At 75.0% G+C, this 22,691-nt stretch carries 19 protein-coding genes; 13 read left to right on the plus strand and 6 right to left on the minus strand.

Going from position 1 to position 22,691, the window contains the following annotated elements:
- Positions 1-2: 2 nt before the first annotated feature.
- Positions 3-1,490 (minus strand): phosphatase PAP2 family protein, encoded by a 1,488-nt coding sequence (locus tag AC07A4_RS17070; RefSeq protein ID WP_478598827.1) that lies wholly within the window; start codon positions 1,488-1,490, stop codon positions 3-5.
- Positions 1,491-1,624: 134 nt separating this feature from the next.
- Between AC07A4_RS17070 and AC07A4_RS17075 the strand changes: the two genes are divergently transcribed.
- The 3 genes from AC07A4_RS17075 to AC07A4_RS17085 all read left to right on the plus strand — a co-directional run bounded on the left by AC07A4_RS17075 (position 1,625) and on the right by AC07A4_RS17085 (position 5,274).
- Positions 1,625-3,262: an ABC-F family ATP-binding cassette domain-containing protein gene (locus AC07A4_RS17075; protein WP_478598829.1), complete on the plus strand. Its 1,638-nt coding sequence runs from the start codon at positions 1,625-1,627 to the stop codon at positions 3,260-3,262.
- A gap of 52 nt (positions 3,263-3,314) precedes the next feature.
- Positions 3,315-4,277 carry an AraC family transcriptional regulator gene (locus AC07A4_RS17080; RefSeq protein WP_478598831.1) on the plus strand — a complete coding sequence of 321 codons (963 nt, stop codon included), beginning with the start codon at positions 3,315-3,317 and terminating at the stop codon, positions 4,275-4,277.
- 415 nt (positions 4,278-4,692) lie between these two features.
- Positions 4,693-5,274 (plus strand): TIGR03086 family metal-binding protein, encoded by a 582-nt coding sequence (locus AC07A4_RS17085; RefSeq protein WP_478598833.1) that lies wholly within the window; start codon positions 4,693-4,695, stop codon positions 5,272-5,274.
- A gap of 13 nt (positions 5,275-5,287) precedes the next feature.
- On the opposite strand, the gene AC07A4_RS17090 is transcribed toward AC07A4_RS17085, so the two are convergent.
- Complete coding sequence (locus AC07A4_RS17090; RefSeq protein ID WP_478598835.1) at positions 5,288-5,725, minus strand: CBS domain-containing protein; 438 nt, start codon at positions 5,723-5,725, stop codon at positions 5,288-5,290.
- A 282-nt stretch (positions 5,726-6,007) separates the two neighbouring features.
- Between AC07A4_RS17090 and AC07A4_RS17095 the strand changes: the two genes are divergently transcribed.
- Positions 6,008-6,934 (plus strand): RNA polymerase sigma factor SigF, encoded by a 927-nt coding sequence (locus AC07A4_RS17095; RefSeq protein WP_478598837.1) that lies wholly within the window; start codon positions 6,008-6,010, stop codon positions 6,932-6,934.
- On the opposite strand, the gene AC07A4_RS17100 is transcribed toward AC07A4_RS17095, so the two are convergent.
- Complete coding sequence (locus AC07A4_RS17100) at positions 6,915-8,054, minus strand: PAS domain-containing protein (protein ID WP_478598839.1); 1,140 nt, start codon at positions 8,052-8,054, stop codon at positions 6,915-6,917. The two genes, AC07A4_RS17095 and AC07A4_RS17100, sit on opposite strands and share 20 nt — an antisense overlap.
- Positions 8,055-8,155: 101 nt before the next feature.
- Here AC07A4_RS17100 and AC07A4_RS17105 point away from each other — a divergent pair, with 101 nt between their 5' ends.
- The 4 genes from AC07A4_RS17105 (at position 8,156) to AC07A4_RS17120 (ending at position 12,291) form a co-directional block, all read left to right on the plus strand.
- Entirely contained in the window at positions 8,156-8,881 is a 726-nt protein-coding gene (locus AC07A4_RS17105; RefSeq protein ID WP_478598841.1) for an ANTAR domain-containing response regulator, read from the plus strand.
- Positions 8,882-9,028: 147 nt separating this feature from the next.
- The gene (locus tag AC07A4_RS17110; RefSeq protein ID WP_478598844.1) at positions 9,029-9,694 is read left to right on the plus strand and encodes a hypothetical protein; all 666 of its coding nucleotides are present in this window, start codon (positions 9,029-9,031) and stop codon (positions 9,692-9,694) included.
- Between the two features lie 129 nt (positions 9,695-9,823).
- Positions 9,824-11,071 (plus strand): aminotransferase class I/II-fold pyridoxal phosphate-dependent enzyme, encoded by a 1,248-nt coding sequence (locus AC07A4_RS17115; RefSeq protein WP_478598846.1) that lies wholly within the window; start codon positions 9,824-9,826, stop codon positions 11,069-11,071.
- A gap of 212 nt (positions 11,072-11,283) precedes the next feature.
- Positions 11,284-12,291 carry an MBL fold metallo-hydrolase gene (locus tag AC07A4_RS17120; protein ID WP_478598974.1) on the plus strand — a complete coding sequence of 336 codons (1,008 nt, stop codon included), beginning with the start codon at positions 11,284-11,286 and terminating at the stop codon, positions 12,289-12,291.
- 9 nt (positions 12,292-12,300) lie between these two features.
- Here the strand turns inward: AC07A4_RS17120 and AC07A4_RS17125 are convergent, their stop codons facing one another.
- A complete protein-coding gene (locus AC07A4_RS17125; protein ID WP_478598848.1) occupies positions 12,301-12,918 on the minus strand; it encodes a DedA family protein in 618 nt (205 codons plus the stop codon).
- On the minus strand, positions 12,915-13,694 hold the full coding sequence (locus AC07A4_RS17130; protein WP_478598851.1) for an MBL fold metallo-hydrolase: 780 nt from the start codon (positions 13,692-13,694) through the stop codon (positions 12,915-12,917). The genes AC07A4_RS17125 and AC07A4_RS17130 overlap by 4 nt, the downstream gene beginning before the upstream one ends.
- 81 nt (positions 13,695-13,775) lie before the next feature.
- Here AC07A4_RS17130 and AC07A4_RS17135 point away from each other — a divergent pair, with 81 nt between their 5' ends.
- From AC07A4_RS17135 to AC07A4_RS17145, 3 genes are all read left to right on the plus strand, one after another.
- Positions 13,776-14,204, plus strand: coding sequence for a hypothetical protein (locus AC07A4_RS17135; protein WP_478598854.1), 429 nt, complete (start codon positions 13,776-13,778; stop codon positions 14,202-14,204).
- 129 nt (positions 14,205-14,333) lie between these two features.
- Positions 14,334-16,502 (plus strand): phage holin family protein, encoded by a 2,169-nt coding sequence (locus tag AC07A4_RS17140; RefSeq protein WP_478598976.1) that lies wholly within the window; start codon positions 14,334-14,336, stop codon positions 16,500-16,502.
- Between the two features lie 83 nt (positions 16,503-16,585).
- Entirely contained in the window at positions 16,586-18,037 is a 1,452-nt protein-coding gene (locus AC07A4_RS17145; protein ID WP_478598856.1) for an amino acid permease, read from the plus strand.
- Here AC07A4_RS17145 and AC07A4_RS17150 read toward each other — a convergent pair.
- Positions 17,997-19,634: a DUF6345 domain-containing protein gene (locus tag AC07A4_RS17150; protein ID WP_478598859.1), complete on the minus strand. Its 1,638-nt coding sequence runs from the start codon at positions 19,632-19,634 to the stop codon at positions 17,997-17,999. The two genes, AC07A4_RS17145 and AC07A4_RS17150, sit on opposite strands and share 41 nt — an antisense overlap.
- A gap of 462 nt (positions 19,635-20,096) precedes the next feature.
- Here AC07A4_RS17150 and AC07A4_RS17155 point away from each other — a divergent pair, with 462 nt between their 5' ends.
- Positions 20,097-20,522 carry an OsmC family protein gene (locus tag AC07A4_RS17155; protein ID WP_289944193.1) on the plus strand — a complete coding sequence of 142 codons (426 nt, stop codon included), beginning with the start codon at positions 20,097-20,099 and terminating at the stop codon, positions 20,520-20,522.
- 200 nt (positions 20,523-20,722) lie between these two features.
- A complete protein-coding gene (dnaK, locus tag AC07A4_RS17160) occupies positions 20,723-22,669 on the plus strand; it encodes a molecular chaperone DnaK (protein ID WP_478598862.1) in 1,947 nt (648 codons plus the stop codon).
- The last annotated feature ends 22 nt before the right edge of the window (positions 22,670-22,691 follow it).

The following is a 22,691-nucleotide window of genomic DNA, read 5'->3' on the forward strand; positions in this document are numbered from 1 at the left end:
TCTCAGGACGTCAGCGACGACCGATACACCGTGAGCGCCTCCGGCAGCTTCTCGATCAGCAACTCGCCCTCCACGCGCGTGAGTTCACCGTCGTACGCGACCGCGGTGCCCGGCCCGAGGCCCTCGACGCGCAGCGTCCGGCGCCGGACCGCCGTCTGGACGGGGGAGCGCTCCACGGGCGAGGTCAGGGCCGCGGCGAGCAGCCGGGCGCCGGGCCTGCGGCCGCCGTGCACGACGCGCACGTCGAGCAGCCCGTCGGCCAGGTCGAACCGGCGCGCGGGGTTCAGACCGAGGCGGTGGTACACGCAGTTCCCGGCGAAGAGCAGCCACAGCGCCCGCTCGGTGCCCCGGAACTCCGCCCGCAGCGGCCGCCGGTCCGCGCGCAGCACCCGGGCCGCGGCGAGCACCCCGGCGGGCCAGCCCCCGATCCGGGGCGACCACCGCGCGCGCTCGCGCACCAGCTCGGGGTAGACGCCGAGGCTGAAGGTGTTGAGGAAGTACCCCTCGCCGCGGCCCGCGCTGAACCGCCCCACGTCCACCGCGACCGCGTCCCCCGCCTCCACCGCGCGCGCCACCTCGCGCGGGTCCTCGGCGCCGACGTCGAGCGCGAAGTGGTTGAGCGTGCCGCCGGGCACCACCACGAGCGGGACGGAGTGCCGCAGGGCCGCGGCCGCCGCCGCGTTGACGGTGCCGTCGCCGCCGCAGACCCCGAGCACGCGGGCGCGGGCGGCCGCCTTGTCCAGCGCCGCGGCCACCTCGTCCGGAGCGCAGGTCACGGCCTCGGCGTGCGGCAGCGCGTCGAGCAGCGCGCGGACCCGCTCGGGGGAGCGGGCGCCGCTGTTGACGACCACCACGAGACCGCGCCCGCCGGGCAGGGCCGGAGCCTCGGCGCGCGGACGGCCCGGCGGCGGCAGCTGCGCACGCGTCGGCACCAGGCCGCGCACGGCGTACGCGGCGAGCGCGCCGAGGGCCGCGCCCGCGAGCACGTCGCTCGGGAAGTGCACGCCCGTGTACACCCGCGACAGACCCACGGCACCGGCGAGCGGCGCGACGGCCGCGCCCAGGCCGCGGGACTCCAGGGCCACGCCGGTGGCGAAGGCGGCGGCGGACGCGGCGTGCCCCGAGGGGAACGACGTGGTCACCGGCTGCCGCTTCAGGCGCCGCATCAGCGGCACGCCGTCGAGCAGCGGCCGCGGCCGCCGCACCGACCGCTTGCCGAGGGTGTTGATGGCCGCGGAGGCGAGCGCCAGCGAGGCAGCGCCGCGCACGGCGGCGCGCCGGGCGCCCGGCCGCCGGGTCGCCGCGAGGGCCGCCGCCGTGGCGAACCACAGGCCGCCGTGGTTGGCGGCCCGGCTGAGGCGCGGCAGGACCTGGTCGGCCCCGGGCCAGTGCCGCGTGGCCACCACGTCGAAGACCCGGCGGTCCACGGCGGCGAGCGTGGCCCTCGGGCCGCGGGCGGAGGGCGGGGGGAACTCGGCGTCAGGACTCATGGCACCCGGATACCCGCGCCGCGCCGACGGCAACGGGCGGGTGCTTCGGGTCACACCGGGCACCGCCGCCGCCCAGGGGCGCACCGCCATAAACCGTTTGCCGCTCGCGAGCGCGGGCACGGACAATCACCCTCATGGGACATCTAGAGGCCGCGCACATCGAGTACTACCTGCCCGACGGCCGGGCGCTGCTCGCAGATGTCTCCTTCCGGGTGGCGGAGGGCACATCGGCCGCGCTCGTGGGGCCGAACGGCGCCGGGAAGACCACGCTTCTGAAGATCATCGCCGGTGAGCTGACGGCCCACGGCGGCACGGTGACCGTGAGCGGCGGCCTCGGCGTCATGCCCCAGTTCGTGGGCTCCGTACGGGACGGGTCGACGGTGCGCGACCTCCTCGTCGCCGTGGCACACCCCCGCATCCGCGAGGCCGCGAAGGCGGTGGACGCCGCCGAGCACGCCCTGCTCACCGTCGACGACGAGGCGGCCCAGCTCCAGTACGCGCAGTCCCTCTCCGACTGGGCGGAGGCCCGGGGCTACGAGGCGGAGACGCTGTGGGACATCTGCACCACGGCGGCCCTCGGCGTGCCCTACGAGAAGGCCCAGTGGCGCGAGGTGCGCACCCTCTCCGGCGGCGAGCAGAAGCGCCTGGTCCTCGAGGCCCTGCTGCGCGGCACGGACGAGGTGCTGCTCCTGGACGAGCCGGACAACTACCTGGACGTCCCCGGCAAGCGCTGGCTGGAGGAGCGCCTCAGGGAAACCCGCAAGACGGTCCTGTTCGTCAGCCACGACCGGGAGCTCCTCGCCCGCGCCGCCGACCGCATCGTCAGCGTGGAGCCGAGCCCCGGCGGCTCGGACGTCTGGGTGCACGGCGGCGGCTTCGCGACGTACCACCAAGCGCGCCAAGAGCGCTTCGCCCGCTTCGAGGAGCTGCGCCGCCGCTGGGACGAGAAGCACGCGCAGCTCAAGAAGCTCGTCCTCGACATGCAGCAGTACGCCTCGCGCAGCGACGAGATGGCCTCGCGCTACCAGGCGGCCAAGACCCGGCTGCGCAAGTTCGAGGAGGCCGGGCCGCCGCCCGAGCCGCCGCGCAAGCAGGACATCACCATGCGCCTGCACGGCGGCCGCACCGGAGTGCGGGCCGTGACCTGCAAGGAGCTCGAGCTCACGGGCCTGATGAAACCCTTCGACCTGGAGGTGTTCTACGGCGAGCGCGTCGCCGTCCTCGGCTCCAACGGCTCGGGCAAGTCGCACTTCCTGCGCCTGCTCGCGGCGGACTCCGAGGGCGGCGGCAACCCGGTGGCGCACACCGGCGCGTGGAAGCTCGGCGCCCGCGTCGTGCCCGGCCACTTCGCGCAGACGCACGCCCACCCCGAGCTCGAGGGCCGCACCCTGCTCGACATCCTGTGGCGCGAGCACGCCAAGGACCGGGGCGCGGCGATGTCCCGGCTGCGGCGCTACGAACTGACCGCGCAGGCCGAGCAGCGCTTCGAGAAGCTCTCCGGCGGCCAGCAGGCCCGCTTCCAGATCCTCCTCCTCGAACTCCAGGGCGCGACGGCCCTGCTGCTCGACGAGCCCACCGACAACCTGGACCTGGAGTCGGCGGAAGCGCTCCAGGAGGGCCTGGAGGCGTACGAGGGCACGGTCCTCGCGGTCACCCACGACCGCTGGTTCGCCCGCTCGTTCGACCGCTTCCTCGTCTTCGGCGCCGACGGCCAGGTGCGCGAGACCCCCGAGCCCGTCTGGGACGAGCGGCGGGTCGAGCGCGCGCGGTAGCGTACGTCACAGCGCAGGAAACTCCGTCGTACGCTGCGCGGTTGGAGACGCGGTGCCCACGAGGACGTCCTTCAGGACGGGCGACGTGGACGAGGCCCGGCAGGTGATCGCGGCCACGTACTACAGCAACTTCATGGACGTGTGCGAGGGGCCGCGCCCCTTCCGCGCCCAGTACGACATCGGGGAGCTCGGGGCGCTCACCATCGGTGAGCTCAGCTGCGACGCCGATGTCCGCATGCGCTTCGGCGAGCTGGGCGCGTACCACGTCAACCTCCCGCAGAGCGGACACCTCTCCTGGCAGCAGGGCCCCGCGCCCGCCACGGCCGCGACGCCCGGCAGCGCCGCGGTCTACCAGCCCGTGGGCGACACCGTCCTCGACCGCTGGTCCGGCGACTGCCGTCTGTTCGCCGTCAAGCTGGACCGCGCGGCCCTCGAAGGCACCCTGGAGCGGCTGCTCGGCAGTCCCGTGCGCGGCCCCGTCACCTTCGGGCCGCTGTTCGACACGGAGCGGGAGCCGGGGCGCGGCTGGGCGCGCCTGGTGCGCTCCGTCGTCGAGGACCTGCGCGAGGACGGCGGCCTGCTCTCCCACGAACTGGTCGCCGCGCCCCTGCAGGAGGCGCTCCTGAGCGGCCTGCTGCTCGCCGCCGACCACCGCTTCCGCGACGAGCTCACCGACCCCGCGCGGCGCCTTCGCCCCGCCCCCGTCAAGCGCGCCATGGACGCCGTGCGGGCGCGCCCCGAGCACCCCTTCACCGTCGACTCCCTCGCCGCCGAGGCCCGCGTCGGCGTGCGCTGGCTCCAGGAGGCCTTCCGCCGCTACGCGGGCATGTCGCCGATGGCGTACGTACGCGAGGTGCGGCTGCGGCGGGTCCACGAGGAGCTGACCGCGGCGGGCCCCGGCGAGACCTGTGTGAGCGACGTCGCCCACCGCTGGGGCTTCACCCACCTGGGCCGCTTCGCCGAGCAGTACCGCGCCCGCTTCGGGGAGCTGCCGTCGCGGACGCTGCGGCGCTGACGGCCGCGGCCGCCGCCCAAGTGATCATGTGCGTTCCGCGGACAGCCCGTGCGCACAACGGATCGTCGCCGCCCGGGGACCTGACTAACGTGTCGCTGTCGCCGGGTGGACCGGCCGCGTCGCGGGAGAACTAGCCTTCTCCCGGGCCGTCGGCCGTGGACGGATCCCCGGTGCTTTCCGGCCCGGGCTCCGTCAGCCGGGCCGGCTCACGGACAGCGGGCCCGTCGTTCCCCCTCGGCACTTCCCCCGTGTGCCGTCGGGCCCGCCTCCGTGCGCCGTTCCCCGCCGCTGTCCGCCGCTGTCCGCCCCTGCCCCGTGGCCCGCGCGCACACCGCGACGCGACCCGTCAGACCCGTCAGACTCGGAAGGCGTACCCGGCGCTCCGGCGCCGCCACTGCCACCAACGGGAGACGGCATGAGCGCGACCGACGACCGCGGCCTGCTGGAGCGGCACGGCCAGGCCCTGGACCTCTTCACGGCGAAGGCGCACGCCGTGCGGGCGGACCAGTGGCACGGCCCGACGCCCTGCGCGCGCTGGACGGTCCACGACCTCGTCAACCACCTCACCGCCGAACAGCTGTGGGTGCCACCCCTCCTCGAAGGCGCCACCCTCGACTCCGTCGGCGAGGCCTTCGACGGCGACCAGCTCGGCCCCGACCCCCTCGCCTCCTGGGACACCGCGGCCGAGGCGTCCCGCGCCGCGTTCCGCGCGCCGGGCGCGCTCACCCGCACCGTCCACCTCAGCTACGGCGAAAGCCCCGCCCGCGACTACTGCGCCCAGATGGTCACCGATCTCGTGGTGCACGCCTGGGACCTGGCGCGCGCGACCGGCTCCGACGAGCGCCTGCCGGACGACCTCGTCGCCCTGGCCGCGCGCGAAGTCGCCCCGTACGCGGCCGACCTGGCCAAGAGCGGTCTGTTCGCCCCGGCCGTGGCGCCCCCGCCGGGCGCCGACGCGCAGACGGCGCTCCTGTGTCTCCTGGGCCGCACCCCCTGACGGCGCCGGGGCCTCACGGCGCCGGGTCGCGGCCGCCGTCGCCGGGCGCGCGGGCGATGTCCGCGAGCGCCGACGCCGGATCCCGCTCGACCGCCAGGTCGCCGAGGCTCACCATGCCGACGGGCCGGCCGTCCTCGACCACGGGCAGCCTGCGCACCGCGTGGTCGCGCATCAGGCCGACGGCCGCCGCCACGTCGTCGTCGGGCGCGACGACCACCGGGTTCGGGGTGCACACGGCCTGAGCGCTCACCGTGAGCGGGTCGGCGCCGTCGGCCACGGCCCGCAGTGTGATGTCCCGGTCGGTGAGCACCCCGAGCACCCGGCCGCCGCTCGCCACCAGGACGTCCCCGATGCCCTGGGCCCGCATCAGCTGCGCGGCCTCGACCAGGGAGGCGTCCGGGCCGACGGTGACGACGCCCGGGGTCATGACCTGCCTTACGTATTCCGCCATGTCGAAGAGACCTCCTCGCTTGTCGATCGCCCCTAGTCGATCGCCCTGCGCTGTCGGTGTGACCCCGCCCGCAGTACCCGCGCACGGCGTCTTTCATGCCCTGGCTCCCCAGGTGCATGAAAGACGCCGCGAGGGGCAAGCGGAGGGGCAGTGCTTCGGAACGGAGGCACGTCCGTGGGAGCGGGTTCCGCTCGCCCGGGTGTGCCCCGTCATGGCGTGTGCCCGCGTACTCCCACGGTGACTGTCCCCCCCAAAGGCACCCGTAGGGAGTTGCGACGCACCATGCGATCCGACACCGCACGTCCCCAGGACCCCGGTTCCCAGAGCCCCGCAGGCACCCGCTCGCCGTGCTCCGCCGCCCCCGCGCGCCGTGAACGGCCCCGGCGCGGCCGCCATCCGCACGACGACGCCCCCGATACCGCCGAGGCCTTCCGCAGGCTGTGCGAGCTGCCGCACGGGCCCGAGCGCGACGCCCTGCGCGAGGAGGTCGTGCGGGCCTGGCTGCCCATGGCCGAGCGGCTCGCGGGACGGTTCCGCAACCGCGGCGAGTCCCTGGAGGACCTCCAGCAGGTCGCCGCCCTCGGCCTGGTCAAGGCCGTCGACCGGTACGACCCCGAGCGCGGCAACGCCTTCGAGAGCTACGCCGTGCCCACCGTCACCGGCGAGATCAAGCGCCACTTCCGCGACCACATGTGGACCCTGCACGTGCCCCGGCGCGTCCAGGACCTGCGCAACCGCGTCCGCTTCGCCTGCCAGGACCTGTCCCAGACCGTGTCCGGACGCGCCCCCACCATCGCCGAGATCGCCGAGCGCGCCCAGATGAGCGAGGAGGACGCCGCCGCGGGCCTGGAGGCCCTCGACAGCTTCACCGCGCTGTCCCTGGACGCCGAACTCCCCGGCAGCGAGGACGGCTACGCGCTGCGCGACACCCTCGGCGGCCCCGACCCCGCGCTCGACGTCGTCGTCGACCGCGAGGCCGTCAAACCGCGCCTCGCGCAGCTGCCCGAGCGCGAGCGGACCATCCTCTACCTGCGGTTCTTCGGCGACATGACCCAGAGCCGCATCGCCGAGCACCTCGGCATCTCCCAGATGCACGTCTCCCGGCTGATCAGCCGCTGCTGCGGACGGCTGCGCGACGAGGTCACCCGCGACCTGGCCCGCTGCCCGGCCGGCGCCGACCGCGCCCCGGTCAGGCGGGACGCCGCATAGCCAGGGCGATGTGCCGGGCCATCACCTCCACGGCCCGCGCCTCCGCCATGGAGAACGCGAGCCGCGCGCCGGTCCGGAAGAGGGTCAGCACGCCCTCGACCGGGCCGTCCGCGCGCGGCGCGAGCGGCACGCACAGCAGCGACGTCACCTGCGCCCGGACGAGCACGGGCGCGCCGGAGGCGTCAAGGCCGAAGGCGTCGGCGGGCTGCGGCCGCAGCTGGAGCGAGGACGCGCCGCACCGGACCGTCTCCACCACCAGGGGGCAGTCGCCCGGGTCCTGGGCGAGCACGTCCGCAAGGGGCCCCTCCGGCGGGCCGAGCACCGCCGCGCGCCGCAGCCCGCCGACGACCTCATCGGCGATCACCCAGTCCGCGAACCGGCCGCGCAGCACCTCCGCGACCCGCGTCAGGACCTCGTCCACCGCGCCCGGCGGCGCCGACAGGAGCGCCGCCGTCACCGTGTCCGACAGCTCGAGCAGCTCGGCGTGGCGGGTCGCCTCGGCGAGCACCGGGACGTGCCCGCCGCGCACGCCGTGGTCCCCGTGCTTGGCGGGGTCCAGGCCCCCGGCACCGGCGGGCTGCAGCACCACAAGGAGCACCGTGCGGGGCTCGGTGCCAGGACGCAGCGCCGTCAGCGTCGCCCGCAGCGCCGCCCCCGGGCGGCGCTGGAGCCGGACCGTGAGCCCGCGGTCGCCCTCGCCGCGGGCGACCGCCGCGGCCTGCGTGCGGAACGCGATCCGGTCGGACGGCGTCAGGAACCCCGACAGCGGGCGCCCCGTCGCGTACCCGCCGCGCACCCCCGTCAGCTCCGTCGCCGCGACGTTCATCCGCCGCACCACGGACTCGGCGTCGACAAGCAGCACGGGCAGCGGAAAGCGCTGGAACACCGTGCGCAGCAACCGCTGTTCGTCGCGGTCCGACACCGTCGCCGCCACGGGTCCGTCCCCGGCGAGCTGCTCGTAGCCCGGCCACAACCGCTCCACCGCGTGGTCCAGTTCGAACAGCGCCGTGTCGAGCAGGGTGCCGAGGTCACCGGCGGGCACCGCCCGCGACGCCTTCAACTCCGCGACGCGGCGCACGAAGTCCGCGAGTTCCTCACCGAACTCCTCCGTCTGGGGCATGCGTCGAACGTACCCGTCCGACCCGTTTTCCGGAGCCCTCACAGGGAAGCCGCACAGGGAGGAAGAGAGCACATTCGAGGAGGTACGAGGAGGTACGCGCGATGCCGACGCCTATTCGCCCCGTCGGACCGGAAGGACCGGAGTCAGCGCTGCCGCAGCGCAGGCTCTCCGAACTCGCCGAACAGGCCGTGCGCTGCACCACCGCGTGCTGCGGCGCGGGCACCACGGTCACCGACGGCGGCGAGGAACTGCCCACCGCCGTCACCCACCCCGACCTCGCCGGGCTCGTCTCCGTCCAGCTGCGCTCCGGTGACGGCCCCATCCCCGCCGCGCAGGAGCGCGGGGCGCCCGTGGACGCCGCGGACCTGCTGCGCGACGACCGCTGGCCCGAATACCGCGCGCTCGCCCTCGACTCCGGCGTCCGCGCCAGCGTCACCCTGCCCTTCCGGCGCTCCGGACTGACCGTGACCCTCAGCCTGTTCAGCTTCCGGCCCGGCGCCCTCGCCGACGCCAGCTGCGGGCCCGCGCAGGTCCTCGGCGACCTCGCCACCGCCGGACTCGTCCGCGACCGCCACTACCGCGCGGCGCTCACCGAACTCGACCACCTGGGCGAGGCCCTGCGCACCCGGCCCGTCGTGGACCAGGCCCGCGGCATCGTCATGCACGTCCTCGCCTGCGACGCCGACGAGGCGTTCGCCCTGCTGCGCCGCGTCTCCCAGACCACCAACCGCAAGCTCGCCGACGTGGCCGAGGCCCTGGTGCGCAACCGGGGGCGGGGCCTGGAACGCGAACTGGTCACGCTGGCACGGCGGACGCCCGCCCGGTGAGCTCCAGCCCCTCGCCGCCCGTACGGAGGCCGTCCGTAGGGAGGTCGTCCGTACGGCGGTAGCCCGTACGGAGGTAGCCCATCCAGTGGTAGCCCGTCCGGCGTGGGAGGACGAGCGCGAAGCGCGATCAGCGGCTCGAATGAGGACATGCGCACTTCCGCCCCGCTGACCCGCCCCGCTTCCGCCCTGTCCGCCCCGCTCGCCTTGTTCGCGCTGCTCACCTTGTACGCCGTGTACGTCCTGGCCGCCGCCCCGACCGCCCACGCCGAGGGCGGTGCCGCCGCCCAGGTCACCCCGGCCCGTGCCGCCCCCGGCGAGCAGGTCACCGTCTCCGTCGCCTGCCCGGCCACGAGCGCGACGCCCCCGCCGACCATGGACGCGAGCTCCGAGGCGTTCGAGGCGGGCACGGTCAGGCTCCAGCGCGTACAGCAGCACCAGCCGGGCCAGGACCAGGGGCAGGACCAGGCGCTCACCGGCGTGGCCTACCAGGGCACGGCCCGGATCGCCGCGGCCGCCGACTTCGAGGACGGCGGCCCGGACGCGGCCGGCCCCGCGTCGGAGTGGTCCGTGGACGGCGTGTGCCACGACGACGGCCAGTGGGAGGCCACGTTCACCGTCACCCGCGCCGCGCCAGGACCGGCGCACGCCTCGCACGCCTCACACGCGCCGTCCGTCGCCCACGGCGTCCGCGGGGGCCAGGGCGGCGCGTTCACCGACTCACCGGCCGCCCTGATCGCGGGCGGCGTCCTGGTGGCGGGCGCGTGCGTCGCGGCCGCGCTCCGGCTGCGCCGTGACCGCGCTTCCGCGCGCTGACCCCCGCACGGAGCAATCCAGAAGGGAACACCGCCCCTCACACGGTGGAGCGGCGCCGCCGTGGGTACGCAGGGACCCGACGGCACACGGATGGTACGAGGGTGGCCAGGGGAGCGCACGGAGGTGCCCATGCGGTGGACGGACCACACGGGGCACGGCCGCGTCCGATCGGGGCCGCCCCCGCCGGAGCCAGGACTTCCGGTCCTGCCGGAGCTGTCCGCGCGGGTCGCCGCCGCCGCGGGCCGCACCCGCGCGCAGCCGCCCGGCGGTGACCCGGCGCTCCTGGACGCGGCCTGCGGCTACTGGACCCGCCGCGGCCTGCCCGCCGAGCGCGGCCACGTCGCCGCCGCCCCCGGCGCGGCCCCCCTGCTGCTCGCGCTCGCCGCCGCGCTCGGCGGCGACGTCCTGCTGCCCCGGCCCTGCGCCGCCTGGTGGGCGCCCCAGGTGCGCCTCCTCGGCCGCTCCGTCCACCACGTGCCGACGCCCGCCGAGTGCGGTGGCGTCCCGGACGCGTACGCGCTCCTGGAGACCGTCCGCCGCGTCCGCGCCGAGGGCGGCGCCCCGCGCCTGCTCGTCCTGTCCGTCGCGGACGACCCCACGGCGACCGTGCCGCCGCCCGAAGCCGTGCACGAGGCCGTGGAGGCCGCGGCGGGGGAGGGCCTGCACATCGTCAGCGACGAGACCTTCCGCGACACGCTGCACCGGCCGCGCGAGACCGTCCTGGTCGGCCCCGCCGAGATGGACCCCGAACGGGTCACCGTCGTCAGCGACCTGCGCGGCGCCTTCCTGCCGCCCGGCCTGCCCGCCGCCGTCGCCCGCTTCCCCGCGACCGGACCCGGCGGCGCCCTGCGCGCCCGCGCCCTGGACGTGCTCACCGCGCTCGGCGCGCTGCCCGCCGCGCCGGTCGCCGCCGCCGCGACGTACGCGCTCGGCGAGCCCGAGGAGGTCACCGCGCGCCTGGCCGCCGCGAACCGGCTGCACGCGCGCGTGGCCGCAGCCCTGCGGGAGACCGTCGTCGCCGCGGGTGCGCTCGCCCGGCCCCCGGCCGCGGGCCGCCATCTGTACGTCGACCTCGGCCCGCTGCGCTCCGCTCTCGCCGCGCGCGGCGTCAGCGACGCCCAGGAACTGGAGGACTTCCTCCAGGAGCGGCTCGGCCTGCCCGCGCCCGGCGGCCACCGCTTCGGCGACGACATCGGCGCGCCGCGCGTACGACTGTCCACAGGACCCCTCCTCGGCACCGCCCCCGAGGAACGCCTGCACGCGCTCGCCGCCCCCGACCCACTGGAATCCCCGCACGTGGAACGGGCGTTGGCCAGGGTCGGCTCGGCCTTCGACGACCTCCGCGCAGAAGCCCAGCGACGGGAGCCTCCTCGGTGACGCAGACACAGCACCACCTCCAGCACACGGAGCACACGGAGCACACAGAGCACACGGAGCACACAGAGCACACGGAGCACACGGAGCACGCGGAGCGGGACCGCACGGCGGAGGGAGAGCGGGCGAGAGAGGAGGCCGCCCGCGCCTCCACGCCGGACGGCCCGGCCGCGCGGGGCTCCGCGCCAGGCGCTGGTACGGCCGGACGGGGAGCCGTGTCCGGTGGCGCGGCCGGGCGGGGCTCCGGGTTCGGGCGGGCGGTCGCGCTGCCGCGGACGGTCGGGCTGCCGCGGCTGTGGCCCAGGTCGTTCGCGGACCGCCTCACCGCGCCGCTGCCCGGCCTGCGGGCCTTCGCGCGGTTCGCCAGGGAGGGCGCGCTGCGGCCCCGGCCCGAAGGCCTCGCCGAGATTCCGCTGCTGCCCTTCGAGCCGGGCCCGCTGCCCCGCGTCGACGCCCGCACCCTCGCCGTCACCTGGGCCGGTCACGCCAGCTGGGTCGTGCGCATCGGCGGGCTCACCGTCCTCACCGACCCCGTGTGGTCCCGGAAGATCCTCGGCACCCCCGCCCGGGTGACCCCCGTCGGCGTGGCCTGGAGCGCGCTGCCGCGCGTCGACGCGGTCGTGATCAGCCACAACCACTACGACCACCTCGACGCGCCCACCCTCAGACGGCTGCCCCGCGACACCCCCGTCCTCGTGCCCGCCGGGCTCGGCCGCTGGTTCCGCCGCCGCTTCACCCGCGTCACCGAGCTCGACTGGTGGGAGGCCGCCGAACTCGACGGCGTCCGCTTCGACTTCGTGCCCGCGCACCACTGGTCCAAGCGGGGTGTGCGGGACACCTGCCGCAGCCTGTGGGGCGGCTGGGTGCTCACCGACGGCGAGGGACAGCGGGTGTACTTCGCCGGGGACACCGGGTACGGGCACTGGTTCTCGCGGATCGGGGAGCGCTACCCGGGCGTCGACCTGGCGCTCCTTCCGATCGGGGCGTACGAACCCCGGTGGTGGCTGCGGGACGTCCACTGCGATCCGGAGGACGCGGTGCGGGCCGCCGTCGACGTGGGGGCGCGGCGGATGGCGCCCATGCACTGGGGGACGTTCCTGCTGTCGGCCGAGCCGGTGCTCGAACCCCTGCGGCGGGTGCGGGCGGCGTGGGAGGCGGCGGGCCTGGCCCGGGGCGACCTGTGGGACCTGCCGGTCGGGGCCTCGCGGGTGCTGCCCGCCTGAACTCCCGCCTCAGGGGCGGCGGGCGCGCCGCCACAGGGACGGGGCCACGCTGATCGCCACGGTCAGCCCCACCGCCAGGGCCACGCCCTGCCACGGCTCGGGGAACAGGGACCCCCCGAGGATGCCGATGAGCTGGTACGTCACCGCCCACGCCAGGCACGCCGGAAGGTTGCCCCGCGCGAACGCCCGTACCGGCATCTTCGCGAGCAGGCAGGCCAGCATCACCGGAATCCGGCCCGCGGGGACGAGGCGGGACAGGACGAGCACCAGCACCCCGTGGTCCTGGAGCTTGGCCTGGGCCCGCGCGAGCCGCTCCGCGGGAGCGCGGTCGCGGATCGCCTTCAGCCAGCGCGAGCCGTTCCGCGACCGCATGCCGCGCCGCCCGAGCCAGTACAGCCCCATGTCCCCGGTGAACGCCGCGAGCGAGGCCACCCCGAACACGATGAGCAGCGCGAACGGCGAGGTGTCGCTCTGGTGGACGGCGACGACCGCCGCCGAACTCACCAGGGCGCCCGTCGGCACCACCGGTACCAGGGCGCCCAGGACCACCAGCAGGAACAGGGACGGATAGCCGACCGCCTGCTGCGTGGAGTCCGGCGTCACCTGGACCGCGGCGGCGAGCATCATCGGGCGGCCTGGGGCCGGACGCTCTCGCCGTGCGTCAGGCGGTGCACCGCCACACCGGGCGCCCGCAGCGCGGCCTGCCGCACGAACTCGTCGCCCGGCGTGTGGAACTCGTGCGGCCGCACCGCGTCCATGCCGATCGGCCAGTACGTGCCGTAGTGCACCGGCACCGCGCTGCGCGGCGCGATCCGCGCCAGGGCCTCGGCGGCGCGCGCCGGGTCGAGATGGCCGTGGCCGAGGTAGGGGCCCCAGCCGCCGACCGGGAGCAGCGCCACGTCGACGGCGCCGACCTCCGCGGCCATCGTGTCGAACAGGCCGGTGTCCCCCGCGAAGTACGTACGCGCCTCGCCCTGGACGACATAGCCGAGCGCGGGCGAGCGGTGCGGGCCCACCGGCAGGCGGCGGCCGTCGTGCAGCGCGGGCACGACCCGCACCACCACGTCGCCCACCGGCACCTCGTCGCCCGGCGCGACCTCCGTGAACCGCAGGTGCGACAGCCTGCGCAGGCCCGGCACCGAGCGGGCCGCGCCGCGCGGCAGCAGCGCGCGGGTGCCGGGGGCGAGGCGGGCCAGGGACGGCACGTGCAAGTGGTCGGCGTGCAGATGGGAGAGCAGCACGACGTCCGCCACCGCCGCGCGCGCGGGCGGCAGCGCGCCCCGGCGGCGGCGCAGGTGCGCGAGGCGGCGCGCGAAGAGGGGATCGGTGAGCACCCGCGTCCCGGAGTCCTCGACCGTACAGGTGGCATGACCCCACCAGGTGACCGTGACGTCCGCCCGCACCGTTCCTCCTTCGTGTGACTGTCTCCGAGCCTACGGCCAGGAGTAGTGTCGTCGGCTGACACCAGAGGTGAGGGGGACGCCATGGGAGACGCCACCGGGGGGAAGGACCACGCGGTGCGGGTCGCCGCCATCGCCAGCCTGACGCCTCTGGAGGAGCTGGACACCGACCCGTTCCTCGTCGACTCGCGCAGCCAGCACGCCATGTGCGCGCGCTGGGCGGCCGCCCGCGGCTATGTGATCACCCGTGAGCTGGTCGTGCACGGCCTGCGCGCCGACCACGCCGTCTTCTGGAACGACATCGACGCGGGCCTGGTCCATCTGTTCGTGGTGCCGTGCCGCCGCGTCCTGGAGCGCGCGCTGCGCTGTGCCGACGAGTTCACCGCCGAGTGCGGGCGGCGCGGCGTGCGGATCGAGACCGCGGGCTTCGCGGAGCCCTGCTACGACTCCCACATGAAGGCCAGGGTCCACCGCCGCCTCTCCATGCCCACCGCGGGCTACGACGGCTGCTGACCCCCTCCACCTCTGGCACCGCACCTCCGACACCCCGCCGGGAGCCGGTGACAGGGGCGCCCGACAGCCGGGGCGTAGGCGCTGTGACAGGCTGGGGGCAAGGTCAGGGACGTGAGGCGGGCGGCACGGGTGCGTGGTGATCGGTGGCGGACAGTGGGCCGTGCCCTCGGGCGCGTGATCGTCGTCTGGGCGGTGAGCACGCTCACGATGCTCGCCCTCGCGGGCATCCTGCCGGACTTCAAGCTCCAGTCCGACGACGGCGACAGCGCCACCCGCATCGCGGTGACCGCGGCCCTCGGCGCCGGAGCCTTCGGCCTGCTCTCCGCCCTGGTGTGGCCCCTCCTCGTCCGGGCCCTGCTGCTCGTACCCGCCCTGGTCCTCGGGCTGCTCAACTTCTTCCTGAACGGGTCGCTGCTGCTGCTCGCGCTGCGGCTCATCCCCGACGGCCGCGGCGACGCGAACGCCGAGACGGCGGTGGTGGTGGCCGCCGTGATGTCGGCGGTGGCGTCGGCCACGGGCGGCGCGCTCGCCGTCCGCGACGACGACGCGTACCGCAGACGCCTGTACCGCCTGGCCGACCGCAGACGCCGCAAGGACACCGGGGCCCGCCGCCCCAGCACCCCCGGCATGGTCTTCCTCCAGCTCGACGGCGTCGGCCACGACGTCCTCGACGACGCCGTCCGCAAGGGCCTCATGCCCACCGTGGCCCGCTGGCTCGCCGCCGACCGCGAGCCCGGGGACCCGGGAGCCCGGGCCACGCACCGGCTCACCCCCTGGCGCACCGACTGGTCGTCCCAGACCGGCGCCAGCCAGCTCGGCATCCTGCACGGCAGCAACCACGACGTGCCCGCCTTCCGCTGGTACGAGAAGGACACCGGCGAGGTCATGGTGTCCAACCGGCCCGCGTCCGCCGTGGAGCTCCAGCGCCGCGCGATCGCCCGCACCGGCGACGGCGGCCTGCTGACCGTCGACGGGGCCAGCCGCGGGAACCTGTTCAGCGGCGGCGCCGAGCAGCTCGCGCTCGTCCTGTCCATGGCCGCGCGGCGCGGCAAGGAGAACCGGTCCAGGGCCGGGTACTTCGCCTACTTCTCCGACCCCGCCAACGCCGTCCGCACCGCCCTGTCCTTCATCTCCGAGGTCGGCCGCGAGATCGCCGAGTCGACCCGCGCCCGGCTGTGCAGGCGCCGCCCGCGCGTCAGCAGGGGCGGCCTGTACCCGTTCATCCGCGCCTTCGCCACGGTCGTGGAGCGCGACGTGGTGGTCGCCGCCGTCATCGGCGACATGCTCGCCGGACGCGCCGCCGTGTACGCGGACCTGGTGGCGTACGACGAGGTGGCGCACCACTCCGGGCCCACCGGCGGCGACGCCGAGAAGGTCCTGCGGCGGCTCGACCGGTCCCTCGCGCTGCTCGCGCAGGTCGCCGAGCACGCGCCCCGGCCGTACCGCATCGTGCTCCTGTCCGACCACGGCCAGAGCCCCGGCGAGACCTTCCGCGCCCGCTACGGCCTCACCCTCGGCGACCTGGTGCGCGCCGGGTGCGGCCTGCCCGTGCCCCGCAGGGCGCGCCGCACGCACAGCACCGCGGAGGCCCGCTCGGCGGTGCGCGCCGCGCTGCGCAGGCCCGTGGAGGAGGGAACCGGCGAGCACCGGCCGCGCCGCCGCGCCGAGCCCATCGTCCTCGCCTCCGGCAACCTCGGCCTCGTCTCCTTCCCTGACGTGCCCCACCGCATGACCCGCCAGGAGATCGACCGGCGCCACCCGGCGCTCCTGCCGACGCTCGCCAACCACCCCGGCGTCGGCTTCCTGCTGGTGCGCGACGGCGCGCGCGGGCCGCTGGTGCTGGGGGCGCGCGGCGCCGAGGTGTACCTGGACGAGCTGCCCCCGGACGCGGACGCCGAGGCCCTGGGACCCCTCGCCGACTTCGGTCCTGGGGCCGCCGACGCCGTGCGCCGCACCCACTCCTTCCCGCACACCGCCGACATCATGGTCAACTCCTGGTACGACCCGCTCGAAGGCGAGGTCCTCGCCTTCGAGGAGCAGATCGGCTCGCACGGCGGGCTCGGCGGCGCCCAGTCCCGGCCGTTCCTGCTCTCCCCGCTCGCGCTCACACCGCCCGGTCCCGAGGGCGCCGAACTCGTCGGGGCCGAAGCGGTGCACCGGGTCCTTCGACGCTGGCTGCGCGAGGAGCTCGGGCCCGAGGTGCCGCAGGTCACAGCCGTGGATGATCGCCTTCCAGGCCTGGTGGACCCGACAGGTTTTGCGGCCGCCGACCGCGTCGTACAGGACAAAACACAGTGATTTTGCGCGACGTTCCAGGTGCCTGACGATGGGCCCGCGCCCGGCGATCCCGGGCACCGGCACGACGAGAGGCGCACCACCCCATGCACGACACCGGAACCGCACCGCAGTCGGCTCCGGCCCTTCGACAGGACGCGCCGCCCGCCCCGCACGACGACGGCAGGCACGCGCGCAGGTTCGGCCTCCCGATCGCGACCTGCCTGGTCATGGGCAACATCATCGGGGGTGGCATCTTCCTGCTCCCGGCGTCCGTCGCGCCCTTCGGCACCGTCAGCCTCGTCGCGTTCGCCGTCCTGACCGTCGGGGCCATCGCCCTGGCCCTGGTCTTCGGGCGCCTCGCCGAACGCGACCCGCGCACCGGCGGCCCCTATGTGTACGCGCGGGAGGCCTTCGGCGACTTCGCGGGCTTCCTCGCCGCCTGGGCGTACTGGATCACGACGTGGGTGTCGAACGCGGCGCTCGCCGTCGCCGCCGTCGGCTACCTGGACGTGCTGATACCCGTCGCCGACCACAAGTGGTCCGCCTGCCTGGCCGCGCTCGTGCTGCAGCTCCTGCCCGCGCTCGCCAACCTCGCAGGCACCCGGTACGTCGGCGCGGTGCAGGTCGTCGCCACCGTGCTGAAGTTCCTGCCGCTGCTCCTGGTGGCCTTCGGCGGGCTCTTCTTCTTCGACGCCGACAACCTCGGTCCTTTCCAGGCCAGTGACCACGGCGCCGTCGGCGCGGTGTCCGCGTCCGCCGCGATCCTGCTCTTCTCCTACCTGGGCATGGAGTCCGCCGCCGTCAGCGCGGGCGAGGTCCGCGACCCGAGGCGCAACGTCGGCCGCGCCACCATCCTCGGCACGCTCGGCGCCGCCCTGGTCTATCTGCTCGGCACCCTCGCCGTCTTCGGCACCGTCGCGCACGACAAGCTCGTCACGTCCACCGCGCCGTTCTCCGACGCCGTGAACGTGATGTTCGGCGGCTCCTGGGGCGGCACCGCCGTCGCGATCGCCGCCCTGGTGTCCATGGTCGGCGCCCTCAACGGCTGGACGCTCCTGAGCGCCCAGACGCCGTACGCCGCCGCGAAGGACGGCCTGTTCCCGAGCGCCTTCGCCGTGAAGCGGCGCGGCGTGCCGACCTTCGGCGTCCTGGTGACCGTCGTCCTCGCCTCGCTCCTGACGGTCTACAACTACACCGCGGGGCCTTCCGGGGTCTTCGAAGTCCTCGTGCTCGTCACGACGTTCACGGCCACCGTGCCCTATCTGCTCGCGGCCGCCGCGCAGATCTACTTCCTGGCCTCAGGACGCCACGACCGCGTCCACCGCGGGCGCCTCGTGCGCGACTCCGTGCTCGCCGCCCTCGGCTTCGGCTTCTCCCTGTGGCTGGTCGCCGGGGCCGGGTACGCGGCCGTCTACCAGGGCGTGCTGTTCCTGTTCGCGGGTGTCCTCGTGTACGCGTGGATGGCGGCCCGCAAGCAGCGGGCCGCCACCCAGGACCCAGCCGACGAAAGCCCGGCTACCGCGCGAGCGGAGCCGTCACCCAGCGCTGCGTCCTGACGCCGTCCTCGGGCCCGATCTCGATCAGCTTGCGGGCGGCCGGGTAGGCCTCGTTGCCCTCCATCTCGTAGCCCACCTGGAACGTCCCCGGCACGTCCCTGACCTCGGGCAGCCGCTCCGGCGCCAGGGCCGCCCCGTAGTCGGCGCCGTCGCCCGCGCCGCGCACGGCGAGCTCGGCGAGGACGCGCCGCTGCGCGGCGGCGAGCGCCTCGCTGGGGTCGCTGAGCGGCGGCGCACCGGCCTCGCGCGCGCCCTCGGGCACCGGCGGCGCGACCCGGCTGCTCGGCTCGCGCCGCTCGCCCGTGGCCTGCCGCGTGGACAGCTGCGCCTGCACGACCGTGCCGTCGTTGTCGAGGCCGACCCGGACGACGCCCCGGTCCGGCGTGATCACGGGCACGCCGTCGAAGGCCTGCCGGAACGTGACGTGCGTGACGAGGGTCGTGGGGACGCCGGTCTGAGAGCCGTCCTTGGCGGCGGAGTTCTGCATCAGGTCGTGCACGCTGTCCACGACGAGCTCGGCGCCTTCGGCGTGCTCCTCGGCGAAGGCCCGGGCGAGCGCGACGGCCCGCTCGGTGGGCAGCGCCGTGGTGTTGCGCTGGCTGGGCTCGGCGAGGCGCGCCCAGCGCACCGCGTGCGGGCCCGTGGAGACGGTGCGGTCGCCGGAGCTCGTGCTCAGCACGCCCCTGCGGTCGGCCCCCACCTCTTCGAGCGCGGCGGCGGGGAAGGACGCCATGCGGCCCGCCGCGGCCAGCTCGGCGCTCGGCTCGCGCGGCGCCAGCTGGACCGTCTGAGCGGCTTGTGGCAGCGCGGTCAGTTGCCCGGCGAGCGAGGCGCGGGCGTGGTACCAGCGCCAGGCGTACCAGTTGTCCGACACGGCGGGCCGGTAGAAGTGCCGCTCGGTGTTCAGCCGGTCCACGGCCTCGGCCTGGGTGGCGCCGACCGCGCACACCGAAGGGGCCTGGTCCTTCCAGATGTCCCAGCTGGCGTTCAGCCAGGACTCGGCGTACGTCTGCCCGGACGTCCACTTGTCCCAGAACTTCCGGCCGTAGTCCGGGTGGTCGATGCTCGTCGTCTCGAAGCCGAAGACCATCCGGAAGCCGGTGTTGGGCCCGGCCCAGGTGCGCACCGGCGAGTGCCCGCCGAGGACGCGCAGCGAGAAGCACGTGGACCAGAAGACGTACCGCGCCTTCTCGTTGCCGAGCGCCATGCGGCGGGAGGACGCCCGGGTGCGGCCGTCCCAGGCCGCGCCGAGCGGCGCCTCGAACACGCCGTCGCCGTCCATGGTGCCGTGGCCCGAGTGGTACACCGCGCAGACCGCGTCCATGCCGAAACGATCCTGCCAGTTGTCGAACGCCTCCTCGTACGCCCACGCCTGGACGCCCCCGTCGGCGAACCAGAAGTTGCGGTCGTGGAACCGCTGCGGGTATTCCAGCCAGCCGGCGGCGTCCTCGTGCGTGTAGCGCAGCGGCGAGGCGTCGGCGAACCTCTCGACGCTGAACGCCCCCCACCAGCCGAGCGTCGAGTCGCGCTCCCCGGCCGCGCCGGGCTTCTCCGGCTCCAGCGGCGACGGGCCGCGGTCCGTGTAGACGATGCGCATGGGTCGTACCCCCTGGGTGTTCTCCCCCTCGCGTGGCTGAGACGCACGCGGTCGAGGAGGCCTAAAAGTGTCACCGCGCGGGGACCTTGCCCAGGTGACATTCCGGCCATAGGGGCCGTGCCACGGGCGTGCCGTGCCACCTCAGCGGCCCCGCTGGCCAGGGTGTTCGCCGCGCCGGTTGTCGTAGGGACCGCGCGCACCAGCGCGGCCCGGTCGAACACGGCGCACGGGCCGCGCGGTTGGCGGGAAACGGAGGGTGTCTACTTGCTGTCCACGCGCCGGGGCGAGCGCCCGGAAGAGCCCCGCGACGGACGCGTGCCGCGAGCGGCGTGCGGCCGCCGCCCGCCGGACGCGTGCCCGGGTGATCCTTCTTACGGCTCCGTACCACCCCCGTACGCGGCGATTTCCCCCGGAGTGTGATCGGATGGAGGCCACGGAACTCCACTGAAGGGATTTGGCATCGTGGCTACCACGCGCTCCGCTCACACGGTCTGGGAAGGCAGCCTGACCGAGGGCTCCGGCACGGTGACCTTCGACTCCTCGGGCATCGGACAGCAGGCCGTGTCCTGGCCGTCCCGCGCCGAGCAGGCGAACGGCAAGACCAGCCCCGAGGAGCTCATCGCCGCCGCGCACTCCAGCTGCTTCTCGATGGCGCTGTCCCACGGTCTGACCGGCGCGGGCACCCCGCCCACCAAGCTCGTCACCTCCGCCGACGTGACCTTCCAGCCTGGCACCGGCATCACCGGCATCCACCTCACCGTCGAGGGCGAGGTGCCCGGCCTGGACGAGGCCGCGTTCGTCTCGGCCGCCGAGGACGCCAAGGCCAACTGCCCGGTCAGCCAGGCGCTCACCGGCACGACGATCACCCTGTCGGCCAAGCTCGCCTGACGCGCGCGGTCCTGGCACGAGGCCGCCGCCCCCGTCATCGGGGCGGCGGCCTCGCGCATGTCCGGACCCGGACCCGGTCCGGACACCGGCACGGATACGGGTCTGGGCCGCCCCCGGCCGCGCACGCGGCATTGACAACATCCCGCTCAAGTTTTGTGCTGGAGGCCGAAGGATCGCCGCGTCGGAAGGGGCTGTTGGACATGGCACGTGCGGTCGGCATCGATCTCGGTACGACGAACTCCGTGGTCGCCGTCCTGGAAGGCGGTGATCCCACCGTCATCGCGAACGCGGAAGGAGCCCGCACCACCCCCTCGGTCGTCGCGTTCGCCAAGAGCGGCGACGTGCTCGTCGGTGAGGTCGCCAAGCGGCAGGCCGTGACGAACGTGGAGCGCACCGTCCGCTCCGTCAAACGCCACATGGGCGACCCGGCCTGGCGCTTCCCCGAGAGCGGCTCGGTCGGCGGCCACCAGTACACCGCGCAGGAGCTGTCCGCGCGCGTCCTGCAGAAGCTCAAGCGCGACGCCGAGTCCTACCTCGGCGAGGACGTCACCGACGCCGTGGTCACCGTGCCCGCGCACTTCGACGACAGCCAGCGCCAGGCCACCAAGGAGGCCGGGGAGATCGCCGGGCTCACGGTCCTGCGCATCATCAACGAGCCGACGGCCGCCGCCCTCGCCTACGGCCTGGACAAGGGCGACGACCAGACCGTCCTCGTCTTCGACCTCGGCGGCGGCACCTTCGACGTGTCGCTCCTGGAGATGGGCGACGGCGTCATCGAGGTCAAGGCCACCAACGGCGACACCCAACTCGGCGGCGACGACTGGGACCAGCGGATCGTCGAGCACCTCGTGGGCCAGTTCAAGAACGCGCACGGCGTCGACCTGGCCCGCGACAAGATGGCCCTGCAACGCCTGCGGGAGGGCGCGGAGAAGGCGAAGATCGAGCTGTCCTCGTCCAGCGAGACCGACATCAACCTGCCCTACGTCACCGCGTCCGCGGACGGCCCGCTGCACCTGGCCGAGAAGCTCACCCGGGCCCAGTTCGAGCAGCTCACCGCCGACCTCCTCGACCGCTGCCGGGGCCCCTTCCAGCAGGCGGTCACGGACGCGGGCGTCGAGCTCGCCGCGATCGACCACGTCATCCTCGTCGGCGGCTCCACCCGGATGCCCGCGGTCACCGAACTCGTCAGGGAGCTCACCGGCAAGGACCCGCACAAGGGCGTCAACCCGGACGAGGTCGTCGCCGTCGGCGCCACGCTCCAGGCGGGCGTCATCCGCGGCGACGTCAAGGACGTACTGCTGCTCGACGTGACGCCGCTGTCCCTCGGCATCGAGACCAAGGGCGGCATCATGACCAAGCTCATCGAGCGCAACACCACCATCCCCACCCGCCGTTCGGAGACGTTCTCCACCGCAGAGGACAACCAGCCCTCGGTCGGCATCCAGGTCTTCCAGGGCGAGCGGGAGATCGCCGCGTACAACAAGAAGCTCGGCGTGTTCGACCTCGCCGGGCTGCCGCCCGCGCCGCGCGGCGTGCCCAAGATCGAGGTCACCTTCGACATCGACGCCAACGGGATCATGCACGTCTCGGCGAAGGACGAGGCCACCGGGCGCGAACAGCGCATGACCGTCACCGGCGGCTCCGCGCTGCCCAAGGACGACATCGACCGGATGGTCCGCGAGGCCGAGCAGCACGCCGAGGAGGACCGCGAGCGGCGGGAGGCCGCCGAGACCCGCAACCAGGCCGAACAGCTCGTCTATCAGACCGAGCGGTTCCTCGGCGAGAACGCCGAGCGCGTCCCCGCGGGCACCAGGGACGAGGTGGCGGCCGCGGCCGCCGAGCTGAAGGCCCTCCTGGACGGCCCGGACAGCGCCGACACGCGTGCCGTGCGCGCGGGCGCGGAGAAGCTCGCGGCCGTCAGCCAGAGGATGGGGCAGGCGATGTACGCGTCCGCGCAGACGGGTGGTTCGGGCGCGGCCGACGGCTCCGGGGAGTCGAGGACCGCCGAAGGGAGCGCCGAAGGGGGGAGCGCGGAGGGAGCCGCCGAGGACGCCGTCGTGGACGCGGAGATCGTGGACGACGAGCCGGAGGACAGTGCGGAGGACGGGGCGGGCAAGGGCGCGACAGGAACCGAGAAGGGGGCCTGAACCGCCGCCGTCGCGCCGGTCC

It is taken from the genome of Streptomyces sp. NPDC043996 (genome assembly GCF_056435225.1).